Source organism: Curtobacterium sp. MCBD17_034 (assembly GCF_003234515.1).
Lineage (GTDB): Bacteria > Actinomycetota > Actinomycetes > Actinomycetales > Microbacteriaceae > Curtobacterium.
The window spans coordinates 100,461-116,183 of sequence record NZ_QKTN01000008.1; the positions used below are offsets into that span (position 1 = coordinate 100,461).

Genomic DNA, 15,723 nt, shown 5'->3' on the forward strand with positions numbered 1-15,723 from the left:
GGGATCAGTGGAGGAGGTTGTCCCAGTTCGACGGACCGTGCGAACCGGCCGGGTACTCGTCGATCGGGCTCTCGCCGTTGCGCCAGGCGTCGATGACCGGCTGGACGATGCGCCAGCACTGCACCGCGCTGTCACCGCGCACCGAGAGCGTGGCGTCGCCCTCGAGCACACCGGCGAGGACCTCGCCGTACGCCGTGAGTCGGCCCGGGTTGAACTTCGTCTCGAGCTTCGCGCGGTCGACGACGTACGGGTCGCCGGGACCGTTGACGTTGAGTTCGAGGCTCATCTCGTCGGGGGCGATCCAGATGCGGAGCCGGTCCTGCTCGTGCTCGCCGCCGACGCCGTCCGGCACGTGCGGCGAGGGGCGGAAGTTGATGACGATCTCGCGCCGCGGTTCACCCAGGGCCTTGCCGGAGCGGAGGGTGAACGGAACGCCCGCCCACCGCCAGTTCGCGACCTCGACGGTCATCTGCGCCAGGGTCTCGGTCTGGTTCGCCGGGTCGACACCGTCCTCGTCGACGTACGACGGCAGCTGGCGGTCTCCGACGGTACCGGCGGTGTACCGGGCGCGCTTGCCAGCGGTCGCCGGGTCGTCACCCCACGGCTTGACGGCGCGGAAGACGAGCTGCTTCTGCGTGCGGAGGTCGTCGGCGTCGAGCGTGGCGGGGGCCTCCATCGCGACGACCGCGAGCACCTGCAGCAGGTGGCTCTGGATCATGTCCGTGAGCGCCCCGGCGTGGTCGTAGTACCGCGCGCGGTTCTCGAGGCCCAGGGTCTCGTCGTAGATGATGTCGACGCTCTCGACGTGGGTGGACGACAGCAGGGGCTCGATGATCCGGTTCGAGAACCGCAGGCCCAGGAGGTTGAGCACCGTCGAGCGGCCGAGGAAGTGGTCGACGCGGTGGATGCGCTCCTCGGGGATGAACGAGTGGAGGAGCTCGTTGAGCTTCTCGGCGCTCGCGGCGTCGGTGCCGAACGGCTTCTCCATCGCGAGCCGCACACCGTCGGGCAGGTCCATGCCCTTGAGCTGTTCGCACGCCTGCTCGGTGATCGCCGGCGGCAGGGCGAAGTAGATCGCCGGCGCGTGCGAGCACTGTGCCAGGAGCTCGCCGAGGTCGTCCGCGCTCGTGACGTCCGTCTTCCGGTAGTGGCTGGCCGCGATGATCTGCTCGAAGCGGTCGCCGGCGCACTCGGCGCTCGAGAAGGACTCGCGGACGCGCTGCTTCCAGTCCTCGTCCGAGAGCTCGTCGACGCCCGCGCCGATGAGCTCGATGTCCCAGTCCTGCTTGACGTCGAGGAGTGTGGCGAGGCCGGGCAGCAGGAGCCGCTTCGTCAGGTCGCCGCTGGCACCGAGGATGAGGAGGGTGGTCTGGATCGCCATGGCTCCGAACGTACCGACGCACCGCTGATCTGGTTCCGACCGCCGGCCGAACTGTGGAACCTCGAACGGGCCTCCCGGCTGTCGAGGACCGGGCGCGGTCGCGACCGGTGGTCAGCCGACGACGTGCGCCTGGCCCGTCGACGCCGTGGTGCCTCCGTCGACCGGCAACGTGACGCCCGTGATGTAGCGGGCGTCGTCGCTGGCGAGGAAGAGGAACGCCGGCGCGACGTCCTCGGGTTCGCCGATGCGTCCGAGCGCGGTCCGCTGGGCGTGTGGGGCGACCACGTCCGGGTCGGCGAAGTGCTCCGCGTTCGCCACCGTACGGGTCAGGGCCGGCGCCACCGCGTTGACCCGGATGCCGCGCGCCCCGAGGTCGAGCGCCAGCGACTGCATGAGCGTCGTCATGGCGCCCTTCGTGGCGTTGTAGACGGCCTGGCGCCAGTCCCCCCGGAGTCCCGAGGCGCTCGTCGTGAACAGGATGACGCCCCGCGCCCGCTCGAGGTGCGGGAGCGCTTCCTGCACGAGGTGCACGGTGCCGTCGAGGTTCGTCGCGACCATGGCGCGGTAGTCGCCCTCACCGAGTTCGTCGATCTCGCCCGCCGTGTAGGCGGCCGCGTTGCTGACCACGACGTCGATCCGACCGAAGCGATCGGCGGCGATCGCGACGAGGTCGGCCACGCTCTCGCGGTCGGTCACGTCGGTGGGCACCGCGATGACGTGCTCGGCCGGCGCGCCCTCGGCGGTCTCGGCGAGTGCGTCCTCGCGCCGTCCGGCGAGGACCACGTTGCAGCCCTGACCGATGAACGCGCGCGCGATCGCCTGCCCGATCCCGGAGCCCGCGCCCGTCACGATCACGGTCCGACCCTGCAGCTGGTAGTCCCCGGACACCGTCATCGTTCCTCCACACTCGTCCGCCGAGAGCGGCCGTTCACCGCACGGAGCGGCCAGCGGCACCTGTTGGGGCCCGACGTTACGCTCGGCGGCGAGTCCTTGAACGTGGCCGTGCGTCACCAATACGCTCACTCCGGAACCGAGGAACGCAGAGCATCCATGAACACACCCCCGCTGCGCGTCGCCGTCATCGGCACGGGCATGATCGCGACCGTCCACGTACGATCGGCGCGCGCCGCCGGTGCCGTGGTCACCGGGGTCCTCGGACGCACTCCCGAACGCTCGGCACAGGTCGCCGAGCACCTCGGGCTCCCGCGCGGCTACGCCGACCTCGACGAGCTCCTCGCCGACGCACCCGACGTCGTGCACGTGTGCACCCCGAACGACCAGCACCACCCGCAGACGATGGCGATCATCGCGGCGGGGATCCACGTGGTGTGCGAGAAGCCCCTGGCGGTCGACGCCGCACAGGCCGACGAGCTCACGGCCGCCGCCGAGCGTGCCGGTGTCGTCGCGACCGTCCCGTTCGTCTACCGCTTCCACCCGATCGTGCGCGAGATCCGGTCGCGGATCGCCGGCGGCGATCTCGGACGCGTGCTCGCGATCCACGGCTCGTACCTGCAGGACTGGATGCTCGACGAGGGCTCGTCGAGCTGGCGGGTCGACGCCGGAGCGGGCGGTGTGTCGCGCGCCTTCGCCGACATCGGGTCGCACTGGTGCGACCTCGTCGAGTTCGTCACCGGCGAGCGATTCGCGACCGTGACGGCCACGGCCGACATCGTCTACCCCACGCGCCCGGCGTCGTCGGGGCCGTCCTTCTCCGGCGCCCCCTACCCCGATCCGGTGCCGGGAGGCGCGGTGCCCGTCGCGCAGGCCCCCGTCACCACCGAGGACACCGCGGTGGCCACCTTCCGCACGACCCACGGCCGGATCGGGAACGTCGTCGTGTCGCAGGTCGCGGCCGGACGCAAGAACCGCCTGTGGTTCGAGGTCGACGGCACCCGCTCGAGCGCCGCGTTCGACCAGGAGCAACCGGAGTCCGCCTGGTTCGGCACCGAGACCGGCGCCACGATCCTCGTGCGCGACCCCTCGCAGGGGTCGCCCGACCAGCGGCGGTTGGCCGTCGTGCCATCGGGTCACCCGCAGGGGTACCTCGACGCCTTCACGGCGTTCGTCGGCGACACCTACGCCGCCGTCCGTGCCTCACGGGACGGCGGCGTGTGGCCGGAAGGCCTGCCCACGTTCGCGGACGGCGCGCGCGCCGCCCACGTCATCGACGCCGTCGTCGCCAGTGCCGGTGACGGAGCCTGGAAGGACATCGCATGAAGCTCGGGATGCTCACGGCCTGCCTGCCCGGATGGGACCTCGGCCGGATCGCGGAGTTCGCGGCCGCTCAGGGGTACGAGCGACTCGAGGTCGCCGTGTGGCCGAACGTCGGCGGCCGCGACTTCGAGGCCTCGCACCTGCCCGTCGCGACCTTCACCGACGAGGACGCCAGCGCCACCGAGGACCTGATGGCCCGCACGGGACTCGAGATCAGCGCGCTCGCCTACTACGAGAACAACCTGCACCAGGACCCCGAGCGTCGTGACGCGGTCCGGACCCACCTCAAGCACGCGATCGACGCGGCGCAGCGGCTCGGCGTCCCCTACGTGGGCACGTTCATCGGCCGCGACAACAGCAAGAGCGTGCGCGAGAACATGGCGGAGGGCGACCGCGTGCTGCCCGAGCTCGTGGACTACGCGGGCGAGCGCGACGTCAAGCTCATCATCGAGAACTGCGTCATGGAGGGCTGGCACCCGGACGGCTACCCGGGGAACATCGCCTACAGCCCGGAGCTGTGGGAGTGGGTGACGGGCCTCGGGTTCGGCCTGAACTGGGACCCGTCGCACCTGACGTGGATCGGCATCGACCCGGTCGAGACGATCCTGCCGTTCGCGGAGCACATCGTGCACGCGCAGGCGAAGGACGTCGAACTGTTCCCGGCGCGGCGCGACCGCTACGGCTTCTTCGGGCTCGTCGACAAGGGCGACGACCCGTGGGACATGGGCTGGTGGCGCTTCCGCGTGCCCGGTCGTGGCGTGGTCGACTGGTCGCACGTCGTGGACCGCCTGTACGAGGCCGGGTTCACGGGCACGCTGTCGGTCGAGCACGAAGACCCGCTGTGGGGTGGCACGGACGACAAGGTGCTCGAGGGGCTCCGGATCGCGCACCGGACGTTACGGCCGCTCATCGCCGAAGAGCACTCGCCGTCGGCGTGAACCGGATCGCGCCGCCGACCGGTACCTGTGCGACGAGCCCGAGGTCCTCGGGCACGACGACGCCGACCACGGGGTAGCCGCCCGTGACGGGGTGGTCGGCGAGGAACACGACCGGTCGACCCTCGGGTGGCACCTGGATCGCCCCGGGTACCGCCGCCTCGCTCGGCAGCTCGCCGCCCACGCTCCGCGCGAGTGCGTGCGTGCCCGCGTCGAGCCGCACCCCGACACGGTTCGAGCGTGGCGTCACCCGCCAGACGACCGCGTGCAGGGCGTCGGTACCCCCGTCGATCCAGTCGTCGCGGGGTCCGGGCACGAACCGGACGTCGACCACGTCCTCGACGGTCGGGAGGACCGGGCCCGGTTCCGCCGCGTCGGCCACCGCCGCCGCCGTGTCCGACCCGATGGGCAGGACGTCGCCGGCCCGGAGCGGTGCCGGCCCGAGACCGGACAGCACGTCGGTCGCGCGTGATCCGAGCACGGGCGGCAGGTCGAGTCCACCGAGGACGGCGAGGGTCGCGACGGCCCCGGTCGTCGGCGCACCGAGCACCAGGACCTCACGGTCGTGCAGCGCGAACGGACGGTCGGGCTCGATCGGCACCGCCCGGCGCGCGGGCTCGTCGTCGCCCGGGAGCAGCACCGATCGCTCGTCGAGCGTCCCTTCCGCCGCGGGCAGGACCTCGATCGCGCCGACGCCGCCCGTGACCGCCAGGACGAGCTCGCCACGAGCCCGCACGGTGAGCCCTCCCCCGACGTGCTCGACCGCCGCGGCGCCCGCCGCGTTCCCGACGAGACGGTTCGCGCGACGGTGGGCGACGCGATCGAGCGCACCGGAGCGGGTGACGCCGAGGGCCGCGCGGCCCGGTCTGCCGAGGTCCTGCACGGTGCTGAGCAGCCCGGGCGACAGGACCTCGAGGCCTCGCCTGGGAGCGGTCGGACGTGACGGCTCCGTCGGAGCGGGTCGGGCCTCCCGACCGACGGCGGTCGGGCGTGCGGCCGGGGACACTGCGGCGGATGACGCAGCGGCGGATGACGCAGCGGCGGATGACGCAGCGGCGGATGACGCAGCGGCGGATGACGCCGGGTGGACCGCGCGAAACCGGACGCGCATGCCCGGACGGAGCAGGGCCTCCGCCCCGATCCGATGGGGGTCCCACATCACCAGGTCGGTGTGCCCGAGCAGATGCCAGCCGCCGGGGCTCGGCCGCGGGTAGATGCCGCTGTGGCCGCCCGCGATCGCCACGGAACCGGCGGGGATCGCCGTGCGCGGACTGCTGCGCCGCGGCAGGTCGAGGACCGTGTCGCCTCCGACCAGGTAGGCGAACCCCGGCGCGAACCCGGTGAACGCGACCGAGTACTCCGGCGCGGTGTGCCGGCGGACGACCTCGTCCACGCTCAGCCCGGTGCGGTCGGCGACCTGGTCGAGGTCCTCGCCGTCGTAGACCACTGGCACCTCGACGAGACCGTCGGCGGCGGGCGGCGACGCGTCGAGCGGTACGCCGCGCAGCGCGGCGGCGATCGCGTCGGCGGTCGTGGCGCCCGGTGCGAAGCGGACGGCGACGGTCCGCGCGGCGGGCACCAGTTCGGTCACCCCGGGCAGGTCGAGCGTCCGGAGCGCGGCGTGCAGGGCGAGCGCGGCGGCCGTGTCGGGGACCTCGACGAGCACGCCGTCGACGCCGAGGCGCAGCACCCGGGGCGCCCGGGCGCCGGAGTCGGTCACGCGCCCGGACCCGCTCTCGCCCTCTGGGCCGGTCACGCCGCCGGTCGCCGTCACGCCGCTCGGACCGCCGCGAACGGCGCCAGGACCACGCCCGCTGATCCGAGTGCGGACCGGACGGCGAGCGCCGCGGCGACCGCGCCGGGCGAGTCCCCGTGCAGGCAGATCGACGCGGCGTCGATCGGCACGCTGGTCCCGTCGACCGCGGTGACCGCCCCGCTGGTGACCATCGCGACGACGCGCTGGGCGATCTCGGTCGGATCGTGGAGCACGGCCCCCGGAAGGCGTCGGGACACGAGGGACCCGTCGGCGGCGTACGCACGGTCCGCGAACGCCTCGGCCACGACGGGCAGCCCGGCATCGCGAGCGAGGTCGAGGAACGCGGACCCGGCGAGACCGACGACCGGGAGGCCCGGGTCGACCGCCAGGACCGCCTGCACGACCGCCTCGGCGTGCGGTCCGCCCTCCGCGATGGTGTTGTAGAGGGCGCCGTGCGGCTTGACGTAACGGACGGTCGTCCCGGCTGCCCGGGCGAGGGCGGCCAGCGCGCCGATCTGGTAGATCACGTCCGCTGCGAGTTCGTGCAGGGAGGCGTCCACGTACCGCCGTCCGAACCCGGCGAGGTCCCGGTACGCGACGTGCGCGCCGACCGACACCTGCCGTGCGGCAGCCTGCTCGAGCACGGACCGGAGCGACAACGGGTCGCCCGCGTGGAATCCGCACGCCACGTTCGCGCTCGTGACGACATCGAGCATCGCGGCGTCGTCCCCGAGGGTCCACCGGCCGAAGCCCTCGCCGAGGTCTGCGTTGAGATCGATCGTGGTCATGCTGCCCGTCCCTCCACATCCGGTCCGCTCCCCCGATCCTCCACCACCGGGCGACGGGCTGGGAACCCGGCCCCGTGGAGGGAGCACGCTGGAGGCACGAGGACGGCCCCGTCCCACCACCCGAGTCCCAGGCGCCCGACCCCGGCGCCGAAGAGAGGTACGCGATGACCACCGTGAGCGAGTTCCTGATCGAGCGGATCAAGGACCAGGGCGTCAGCCGGATCTTCGGGTTCCCCGGCGACGGCATCGGCGCGTTCGACGGAGCACTCGGCAAGACCGATCGTGCGGGGACGGGCATCGAGTACATCCGCCCGACGCACGAGGAGATCTGCGCGCTCATGGCGACGGCGCATGCCAAGTTCACGGGCGAGGTCGGCGTGTGCGTCGCGACCTCGAGCCCCGGCGCGTTCCACATGCTCAACGGGCTGTACGACGCCCAGATGGACAATCAGCCGGTCGTCGCGATCGTCGGGCAGCAGGGTCTCGACTCGATCGGCACCTTCACCCAGCAAGAGAGCAATCTCGAGCGCGTGTTCACGGACGTCGCCTGTTACGTCGAGACGATCGTGTCGCCCGACCAGGCCAGCGCCGTCATCGACACCGCCTTCCGCACGGCCCGGCTCCGTCTCCAGCCCGCGGTCGTCGTGATCCCCCACGACGTCCAGGCGATGACCATCAAGGCGACGCCGTCGGCCCACTGGGTCTCGCGCTCGAGCGAAGCCATCCCGTCGACGGCGATCACGCCCCCGATGGAGCAGATCCGCCAGGCGGCGGACATCATCAACGCGGGCGAGAAGGTCACGTTCCTGGTCGGCGCGGGTGCGACGGGCGCCACCGACGAGGTCCTCGCCGCCGCCGAGAAGGCCGGAGCGGGCATCATCACCGCGCTCCGCGGCAAGGACGTGATCCCGTCCGACGTGCCGTACCACACGCAGCAGGTCGGTCTCCTCGGGTCCCTGCCGAGCCTCCACCAGATCAAGCGCTGCGACACCATCGTGCTGCTCGGCACGAACTACCCGTACGGCGAGTTCCTGCCCGCGACGGGCCAGGCGCGTGGCATCCAGGTCGACCTCAAGCCCGAACAGCTCGGCGTGCGCTACCCGACGGAGTTGAACCTCTGGGGCGACGTGAAGTCGACGCTCGAGGCCCTCCTCCCCCTGCTCGAGCAGAAGACCGACCTGTCCTGGCAGGAGCGGATCGCCGCCGAGATGCAGGACTGGGAACAGGAGATGCACGCGCAGGCACAGAAGGAGTACCACGACGGGGTCAACCCGCGGCGCGTGACCGAGGCCGTGAACGCGAACCTGCCCGACGGGGCGATCGTCACCGCGGACGCCGGGACGACCGCCGACTGGTTCGGGCACCACATCCGCCTGAAGCGGGGCATGCGCGGCGACCTCTCGGGCCGCCTGGCGACCATGCTCGCGGCGATGCCCTACGCGGTCGCGGCGAAGCTGGCCCACTCCGACAAGACGGTGGTCTGCACCATCGGTGACGGCGCGTTCCAGATGCTCGGCATGAACGAGCTGATCACCGTGAAGAAGTACATGCAGCAGTGGGAGACCAAGCAGTTCATCATCGTGGTCATGCACAATGACGACCTCGCGCAGGTCTCGTGGGAGATGCGCACGGAGGACGGCAATCCGCTGTGGCGCGGCTCGCAGGACGTCGAGTCGATGGACTACGCCGGCTACGCCGAGCTCCTCGGGTTCCGGGGCGTCCAGGTGCGCAGTGACGACCAGGTGGAGTCCGCTGTCGCCGAGGCCTTCGCGCACGACGGGGTCACGCTCATCGACGCCTACGTCAGCCGCAACGTCCCGCCGCTCCCACCGCACATCACCCGTGAGTACGCGCTCAACACGGCCAAGTCGTTGCTCAAGGGCGACCCGATGGAGGCCGGCGTGATCCGGGACTCGGCATCGGCGCTCGCGACCGAGGGCATCGAGCGGGTGAAGGACGCGCTCCACATCGGCGATCGGAAGTAACGAGGCGGGTGGAACGAGGCTGCTCGTCTGCCGCACCCTGTGTTTTCGGCAGCGGCGGCGGTAGCCTGAGGCGTCGCATGGCGACGGCGCCGCTGCGGTGTCCTCTCATCCCGGGCGGTGGTTCCGCCCGACGAACCCGGCGGCGCGGGTGCCCTCCGTCTCCAGGGAAACGGCGGAGGGCACCCCTCCTCCCCGCCCGGATGCACCGGCAGCGTCGAGCTGGCCTCGTCAGCGCTCGTCGACGACAGCGTCGATGTCCTCGACGCCCGCCGCGATGGCGTCAGCGCGGCGCTTCCGCATGCCGGGAGCGGCGAGGGCGCCGACGATCGCGAGGGCGCCGACCCCAGCGCATGCCCAGAAGCCGATGGTGAACGCCGCGGCCCCAGGGAGCCCCACGTGCCCGGTGGGCAACGTGAACACCTTCGTGTGCGACGAGATCAGCGCGGCGATGACGGCCGTTCCGACGCTCGAGCCGATCGTCCGGACGACGGTGTTGGCGCTGATCGCCTCACCCGTCTGCTCGATCGGCACGCTCTCGATGATCGCGTTGGACGCCGCCGAGAGACCGAATCCGATCCCGGCACCCGTGAGGATGCCAGACACCAGGATCTGCCAGACCTGATCGTGCGCGAGCCCGGGGAGCACGAACGCCGCGGTGAGGAGCACACCCCCGATGACCAGCGGCGGCTTCGGACCCGTCCGTCGGACGAGGGCCCCCGCGACCGGTGAGACCACGATCATCATGAGGACCGTCGGGAGCAGGAACAGGCCGGCCTGCGAGGCGGTCTTGCCGAAGCCGTACCCGGTGAACGACGGCAGCTGGAGCAGCGTCGGGACGAGCACGAACGTGCCGTACATCGCGAACCCGAAGACGAGCGCGACGACGTGAGCGGTCCAGACGCCACGGATGCGGAAGAGCCGGACGTCGATCAGCGGCGCCTTCACGCGGAGCTCGACGACGACGAAGACCACGAGCGCGACGACGCCGACCGCCAGCAGACCGATGGTCTTGACGTCACCCCAGCCCCAGGTCTCGCCCTCGCTGACAGCGAGCAGCAGCGCCACGAGGGAGATCGAGAGGATCGCCGTCCCGGCGAGGTCGAGGCGCCCGGGCTTCCGGACGTCCGATTCCGGCATCCCGAACACGATACCGGCGAGCCCGACGACGATGAGCGCGAGCGGCAGCCAGAACAGCCAGTGCCAATCGAGGTGCTGCACGATCGGTCCGGCCGCGACGATGCCGATACCGGCCCCGATGCCGAAGATGCCCGACAGCAGACCGATCACGACGCTCACCCGGTCCTTCGGGAGTTCGTCGCGCACGATGCCGATCGACAGCGGCAGCACGGCGCCGGCCGCACCCTGCAGGCAGCGGGCCACGATCAACGTGGCGAGGTTCGGCGCGAGGGCGGCGACGACGGTGCCGACGAGCAGGAGGCTCATCACGACGATGAGGATGCGCCGCTTGCCCATCATGTCGCCCATGCGGCCGAAGATCGGCGTGAGGACGGACGCCGACAGCAGGTAGGCGGTGATGATCCAGCTCACGTTGCTGGTCGAGGCCCCGAGGTCCTTGCCGATCGTGGACAGTGCCGGAGCGACGAGCGACTGGAGCACCGCGTAGGCCAAGCCGCCGAGTGCGAGGTACACGACGATGAGGGTGGTGTTCGGGCTGCTGTGTCGCTCCGCGACGGGGGTCGAGCCCGTGCGGGGGCCCTCGGTGACTCGGGACATCGTTCTCCGTGATCGAAAGACGTAAACAAGCGCTTACAAGTCGTGAGCCTACTGCTCCTCGCGCGGAAGTCAAAGCGCGTTTACACCGCACCTCCCGGTGCGGGTACCGTTGCGGAGATGGAGAGGACGTCATGACGCTCGAGTCGCAGGTGCCGTCGAGGACGCGCGACGCCGCGAAGACCCGGCAGCTCCTGGTCGCCGCGGCTCGACGTCGGTTCGCGTACGACGGCTACTCCGCGACCACCGTCCGGGAGATCGCAGCCGACGCCGGAGTGAACGTCGCGCTCATCAACCGCTACTTCACGAGCAAAGAGGGCCTCTTCGAGGCCTGTCTCGAGCGCGCGGTGGAGGACCTCGATGCCCCCCGGCCGGACGACGACTCGGTCGAACGGATGCTCCAGAGCCTCGTCGAGCGGGTGACGAACGCGCCGACCGGGGAGCACGCGGTCGAGCTCCTCCTGCTCATCCGGTCCTCCGGAGACGAGCAGGCCGACCGGATCCGCAACGCGACACTCACCTCGTACGCGGAGCGCATGGCGCGCATCGCCGGGTGGGACCCCGATGACGTCGACACGAACGGCATCCTGCTCCGCGCAGAGGTCGCGCTGGCCACGGCCTTCGGCATCACGCTCCTGCGTGCCTCCACTCGGCTCGGCCCCCTGGTCAACGCGTCGGCGAGCGACCTGACCGGCCCGTTCAGCGACGTCGTCACCGCGTTGCTGGCGCCGGACCGGCGGTAGGCCGGACCGGCGCCGGCCCCACGGTTCAGCGGAAGAGCCGCTCCCCGATGTACGAGCCCTTGCGCGGCGCCGGCGGCACGGCGAACACGGCCGAGCCGATGTGCGAGATGTACTCGTTCAACCGGTCGGACGCTCCGAGCCGCCGCTGGATCCGTGTGAAGTGATCGGGGTCGTTCATGAACGCGGTGAACAACAGCCCGGCGTCGAGCTGCCCGTACTGGTTGAGCCCGTCGGTGTAGTTGTACGGGCGACGCAGGATCTTGACGCCGCCGTTGTTCTCGTGCGCGGCGAGGGCGACGTGTGCGCGCGCGTCGATCTTCGTGTCACCGGCGTGGTCGGTCGCGTGGAAGTCGGGCGTCGTGTGCTCGGTCCCCCCGGAGAGCGGCGCACCCTCGACCTTCGTGCGTCCGAACACCCGCTGCTGGTCGCTGATGACGTCGGCGTCCCAGATCTCGATGTTCATCTGGATCTTCCGCGTGACCTGGTAGGTGCCGCCCGCCATCCAGTCCGCGTCGTCCCCGAGCCGCACAAAGCGCTCGTAGTCCTCGTCGGTGGTGATGTTCCGTGTGCCGTCCTTGAACCCCATGAGGTTCCGGGGGGTGGTCTGGTTCGCTCCAGCCGACGCACGCCCGAACCCGAGCACGGTCCAGCGCACGGTCGCGGTGCCACGGGCCATCCGGGCGAGGTCGCGGATCGCGTGGTAGGCGACCTGGGGGTCGTCGGCGCACGCCTGCAGGGACAGGTCGCCACCGCTCAGCGCGGGGTCGAGGGCGTCGCTCGGCAGCGCGGGGATCGGAGCGAGCGCGGCGGGCTTGTGGGCCGCCAGGCCGAACCGCTCGTCGAACAGCCCGGGGCCGAGCCCGACGGTGACGGTGAGCGATGCCGGGCCGAGGTCGAGGGCCTCCCCGGTGTCGGCACCGACGCCGTCGGCGTGCGCCGGGACGACCGCGCCGATGGTGCCGCCGGACTGCAGTTGCGCGATCGCGGCGGACCACCGGGCGAGCAGGACCTGCAGGTCCGTCGCCAGGGTCGACGCCATGTCGAACGTCATGAAGACGCAGTACCGCTGCGGCTCGGTGCGGATCCCACCCTGCGGCTGCCCCGCCGCGGTCGCGTAGAACGGGTGGGTCCGCGACAGGTCGATGGACTCGTCGTCGGGGGTGCGTCCGACCGCACTCGCCGCGAGGGCGCCGCCGATCCCGGCGAGTGCGCCCACCCCGGCACCTGCCGCCGCGAGCCCGCCGATGAGTCCGCGGCGCGACACCGACGGACGCGGAGACCCGTCGCGCTCCTGCTCCGGCGCTCCGCTCACGCGGTGGCGACCTTCTCGGCGAGCCGCGACAGCGGGTCCTGCAGGGCCTGGATCGTCTGCGAGATCGTGTTCGCGTCGGCGGTGCGGGTGGCGGCGTCGTAGGTGCGGAAACCGCCGAGGGCGGTGCCGTCCCGGTAGCCGTCCATGAGCGTGTCGACGCTGTCGAACTGGGTCGCGATCTGCTTCGTGATCGACGGGTCGAGCTTCTGCAGGCCGGGCTTCAGGTACGCGAACGCCTGCCGCGCACCCTCGACGTTCGCCGCCAGGTCGACGAGGTCGATGTGGCTGAAGCCCTCCTCCTCGCCGGTGATCTTCTCGGACTGGACCTCTTCGAGCAGGCCGGCCGCGCCGTTGGCGAGGTCCTCGGGCTTGTAGGTGAGCGTCGGGACGAGCTTGTCGAGCAGGGTGACGTTCTCGGTGAGCTCGGCCGCGAGCTGCTTCGTGCTCGCGGTGATGGCGCCGCCCTGGAACAGATCGCGCTCCACGGCGTGGAACCCGTGCCATCCGACCGACGGGTCGAGGTTCGAGGCGCGCATGTCGACGAGGTAGTCGAGGTTCCCGGCGTTGTCGGTCGCCTTGTGGCCCTTCTTGACGAACCCGTCGACGTCGCTCTCGACGTGCTCGTAGTACGGGCGCGCGTTCGCGTAGTCCGTCTTCGCGGCGGCGAGGTCCCCCGCGTCGACGTCCTCCTGCAGCTGCCGCACGGCGGTCACCATGTCGTTGACCTGGGCGTCGACGTAGTCCGCGTAGCCCTTGGCGCCCTGTCGGAGGAGGGTCGCCGCGCTGCTGTTCGCGGTCGATGCGGCCTTGCCGGTGACGGTGAAGGTCGTGAGCTCCTTGGTCGCCCCGGGGCAGTACACCTGGTACTTGCCGCCGCCGAGCGTCACGGTGAACTTGACCGGGTCGAGTCCGGGTGCCAGGTTCTCCTTCTCGCCGAGGATCTTCTGGTCCTGCAGGAGCTCGACCTCGGTGATCGCGGTCGACGAGGTGTTCCGCACGGTGAACGTCACCGGTCCGGCGGGCACCGAGGTCGTCGACACGGCGCACTTGTCCGAGCCGTCGTTCGTCAGGGTCACGGCCACCCGGTGCACCGCGCCGGACGGCGTCGCGGCGTCCTCGGCGGAGGACGACGCGGTCGAGCAGCCGGTCAGCGCGAGGGCTGCGGCGGCGAGGGTCGCTCCGAGGACGAGGACGGATCGGGTGCGGCGGTCAGCGAACGGCATCGGCGGTCTTCCTGCTGGTCGCCCCGTGCCGGTCGGCGACGGGGGTCGTGGTGGTCGGTCGGGAGGAACGGGTCGCCGCCCCGAGTCGGCGGCGGTCCCGCAGGGCGAGCAGGGCCTGGGCGATCGCGGCGATCGCGAGCGCGATGGGCAGCCACGCCTTCCAGAGGAGCGCTTCGCGGCCCGCGGAGGCGCCGCTCGCCACCGCCTCGCCCGCGGCGGTCACCCGGGTGGCGGGGACCGCCCAGGCGGTGGCGTCGAACGAGTAGGTCCGGCTGCTCGGCAGGCCGCCGCCCGACACGGTGAGGACGGCACGCTCGGTCCGGCGCGCGTCGAGGATGCCGCCGTCGACGGTCCAGAGCGTCCGGGTCGCGGTCGAGGTCCAGTGCGCGGTGAACGGGCCGGGCTGCTGCGCGGGCGAGATGCCGACGGGCACGCGTCCGAACAGGTCGGTGAGCTGGTCGAGGGTCAGCGTCGCGGGTCGGCCGGTGCTCGGGACGCGCGTGGTGGCGCGCCAGCGGTCGGCGGTGACACCGGCGCGCGTGGTCGTCACACGGTCGGCGGCGGTGAACCGGGTGCGCTGCACGCTGTCGCCGGCCCGGACGACGAGGGTCGCGGCGGCACCGTCGACGGTCGCCGTCGCGGTGTGTCGCGTGGTGGGGTGCGGGTCTCCGGCACCGGCGGCGAGGGTGGCGGAGGTGGGCAGGGCCTCCCGGCCGGTGGGGACGGCCACCGCGAGCACGACCGCCGCCACCACGAGACCCGCGGCGACGAGGACGCGCACGCGCGGGACCTGCACCGGCGACGGGCGGAGGGACCGCGGCCAGAGGCTCACGACGAGCACGGGGACGAGGTAGCCGACCCAGCCGACGACCTCGACGACGCGGGGGTCCGCCGGGATCCCGAGCACACCGGTGACGAGTGCGGCCTGCACGGACCCGGTCGGCGCGAGCCAGGACAGGTCGACGGTGCGCTGCTGCCCGATCGTCACCCAGCCGGCCTCGTGCGCGGTCCGGAGTGCGGTGAGCACGAGCCCTGCCGCCACGAAGACCAGGAACACGCCGGTGCCGGTGAAGAACCGCCGGAGGTCGAGCCGGACCCCGCCCGTGGAGATCCCCCAGCCGATGAGCACGGCGACGAGCACGCCGATCACGGCGCCGAGCGCCGCGGTGCCCGCCGAACTCGCGGCCTGGAACGTGGCGAGCAGGAACACGGAGGTCTCGAAGCCCTCCTTGAGGACGGCGAGGAACGCCATGCCCGCGAGCGCCCAGGCGGTGCCGCGACCGACGGCCGCGGCGGTGCTCGCCTCGAGGTCGCCCTTGAGGTCGCGGGCGTGCGTCCGCATCCAGATGATCATCCCGGTGACGAACACGACGGCGACGGCGCCGATGACGGACTCCATCGCCTCTTGCTCGGACTGCGGGAGCGCCTGCTCGAACGCCTCGAGCCCGACGCCGACGGCGACGCTGAGCACGACGGCGAGGGCGATCCCGCCCCACATCGGCACGAGCGAGATGCGACCGCGGCGGAGGAACGCGGCGATGATCCCGACGATGAGGGTCGCTTCGAGGCCTTCGCGGAGGCCGATGACGAGCGTGGCGAGCATGGAGTGGGATCCCGGTGGGGTGAGGGGCGACGACCCCGCGGAGTGGAACGGA

At 71.9% G+C, this 15,723-nt stretch carries 12 protein-coding genes; 4 read left to right on the forward strand and 8 right to left on the reverse strand.

The window, feature by feature from the left end; translation table 11 throughout:
* Nucleotides 1–4 precede the first annotated feature (4 nt).
* Together DEI92_RS13470 and DEI92_RS13475 are read right to left on the reverse strand one after the other, a co-directional pair.
* Nucleotides 5–1,381 carry a glucose-6-phosphate dehydrogenase gene (locus DEI92_RS13470; RefSeq protein ID WP_111013847.1) on the reverse strand — a complete coding sequence of 459 codons (1,377 nt, stop codon included), beginning with the start codon at nt 1,379–1,381 and terminating at the stop codon, nt 5–7.
* Between the two features lie 111 nt (nt 1,382–1,492).
* Entirely contained in the window at nt 1,493–2,275 is a 783-nt protein-coding gene (locus DEI92_RS13475) for an SDR family NAD(P)-dependent oxidoreductase (RefSeq protein WP_111013848.1), read from the reverse strand.
* Nucleotides 2,276–2,431: 156 nt separating this feature from the next.
* On the opposite strand from DEI92_RS13475, the gene DEI92_RS13480 reads away from it, so the two are divergent.
* On the forward strand, nt 2,432–3,598 hold the full coding sequence (locus DEI92_RS13480; RefSeq protein WP_111013849.1) for a Gfo/Idh/MocA family protein: 1,167 nt from the start codon (nt 2,432–2,434) through the stop codon (nt 3,596–3,598).
* The gene (locus tag DEI92_RS13485; RefSeq protein WP_111013850.1) at nt 3,595–4,533 is read left to right on the forward strand and encodes a sugar phosphate isomerase/epimerase; all 939 of its coding nucleotides are present in this window, start codon (nt 3,595–3,597) and stop codon (nt 4,531–4,533) included. The genes DEI92_RS13480 and DEI92_RS13485 overlap by 4 nt, the downstream gene beginning before the upstream one ends.
* Here DEI92_RS13485 and DEI92_RS13490 read toward each other — a convergent pair.
* Both DEI92_RS13490 and DEI92_RS13495 read right to left on the reverse strand, forming a co-directional pair.
* Nucleotides 4,502–6,250 (reverse strand): 5-oxoprolinase/urea amidolyase family protein, encoded by a 1,749-nt coding sequence (locus DEI92_RS13490; protein WP_111013883.1) that lies wholly within the window; start codon nt 6,248–6,250, stop codon nt 4,502–4,504. The two genes, DEI92_RS13485 and DEI92_RS13490, sit on opposite strands and share 32 nt — an antisense overlap.
* A gap of 50 nt (nt 6,251–6,300) precedes the next feature.
* The gene (locus DEI92_RS13495) at nt 6,301–7,074 is read right to left on the reverse strand and encodes a LamB/YcsF family protein (RefSeq protein WP_111013851.1); all 774 of its coding nucleotides are present in this window, start codon (nt 7,072–7,074) and stop codon (nt 6,301–6,303) included.
* 164 nt (nt 7,075–7,238) lie between these two features.
* On the opposite strand from DEI92_RS13495, the gene DEI92_RS13500 reads away from it, so the two are divergent.
* A complete protein-coding gene (locus tag DEI92_RS13500; protein WP_111013852.1) occupies nt 7,239–9,059 on the forward strand; it encodes a thiamine pyrophosphate-requiring protein in 1,821 nt (606 codons plus the stop codon).
* A 228-nt stretch (nt 9,060–9,287) separates the two neighbouring features.
* On the opposite strand, the gene DEI92_RS13505 is transcribed toward DEI92_RS13500, so the two are convergent.
* The gene (locus DEI92_RS13505) at nt 9,288–10,793 is read right to left on the reverse strand and encodes an MFS transporter (RefSeq protein WP_111013853.1); all 1,506 of its coding nucleotides are present in this window, start codon (nt 10,791–10,793) and stop codon (nt 9,288–9,290) included.
* Between the two features lie 131 nt (nt 10,794–10,924).
* Here DEI92_RS13505 and DEI92_RS13510 point away from each other — a divergent pair, with 131 nt between their 5' ends.
* Nucleotides 10,925–11,533 (forward strand): TetR/AcrR family transcriptional regulator, encoded by a 609-nt coding sequence (locus tag DEI92_RS13510; protein WP_111010059.1) that lies wholly within the window; start codon nt 10,925–10,927, stop codon nt 11,531–11,533.
* 25 nt (nt 11,534–11,558) lie between these two features.
* Here the strand turns inward: DEI92_RS13510 and DEI92_RS13515 are convergent, their stop codons facing one another.
* Genes DEI92_RS13515 through efeU form a run of 3 tightly spaced genes read right to left on the reverse strand, consistent with a single transcriptional unit; the run spans nt 11,559 to nt 15,671 of the window.
* Nucleotides 11,559–12,845, reverse strand: coding sequence for a Dyp-type peroxidase (locus DEI92_RS13515; protein WP_111013854.1), 1,287 nt, complete (start codon nt 12,843–12,845; stop codon nt 11,559–11,561).
* Nucleotides 12,842–14,068 carry an iron uptake system protein EfeO gene (efeO, locus tag DEI92_RS13520; RefSeq protein ID WP_111010063.1) on the reverse strand — a complete coding sequence of 409 codons (1,227 nt, stop codon included), beginning with the start codon at nt 14,066–14,068 and terminating at the stop codon, nt 12,842–12,844. The genes DEI92_RS13515 and efeO overlap by 4 nt, the downstream gene beginning before the upstream one ends.
* Nucleotides 14,055–15,671: an iron uptake transporter permease EfeU gene (efeU, locus tag DEI92_RS13525; protein ID WP_111013855.1), complete on the reverse strand. Its 1,617-nt coding sequence runs from the start codon at nt 15,669–15,671 to the stop codon at nt 14,055–14,057. Before efeU ends, efeO begins: the two co-directional genes overlap by 14 nt.
* Between the last annotated feature and the right edge of the window lie 52 nt (nt 15,672–15,723).

Coding starts and splice junctions, on each gene's coding strand:
- DEI92_RS13475 (WP_111013848.1), bottom strand. CDS start 2,275: ATGACGGTGTCCGGGGACTACCAGCTGCAGGGTCGGACCGTGATCGTG.
- DEI92_RS13480 (WP_111013849.1), top strand. CDS start 2,432: ATGAACACACCCCCGCTGCGCGTCGCCGTCATCGGCACGGGCATGATC.
- DEI92_RS13485 (WP_111013850.1), top strand. CDS start 3,595: ATGAAGCTCGGGATGCTCACGGCCTGCCTGCCCGGATGGGACCTCGGC.
- DEI92_RS13500 (WP_111013852.1), top strand. CDS start 7,239: ATGACCACCGTGAGCGAGTTCCTGATCGAGCGGATCAAGGACCAGGGC.
- DEI92_RS13510 (WP_111010059.1), top strand. CDS start 10,925: ATGACGCTCGAGTCGCAGGTGCCGTCGAGGACGCGCGACGCCGCGAAG.
- DEI92_RS13495 (WP_111013851.1), bottom strand. CDS start 7,074: ATGACCACGATCGATCTCAACGCAGACCTCGGCGAGGGCTTCGGCCGG.
- efeO (WP_111010063.1), bottom strand. CDS start 14,068: ATGCCGTTCGCTGACCGCCGCACCCGATCCGTCCTCGTCCTCGGAGCG.
- DEI92_RS13505 (WP_111013853.1), bottom strand. CDS start 10,793: ATGTCCCGAGTCACCGAGGGCCCCCGCACGGGCTCGACCCCCGTCGCG.
- DEI92_RS13470 (WP_111013847.1), bottom strand. CDS start 1,381: ATGGCGATCCAGACCACCCTCCTCATCCTCGGTGCCAGCGGCGACCTG.
- efeU (WP_111013855.1), bottom strand. CDS start 15,671: ATGCTCGCCACGCTCGTCATCGGCCTCCGCGAAGGCCTCGAAGCGACC.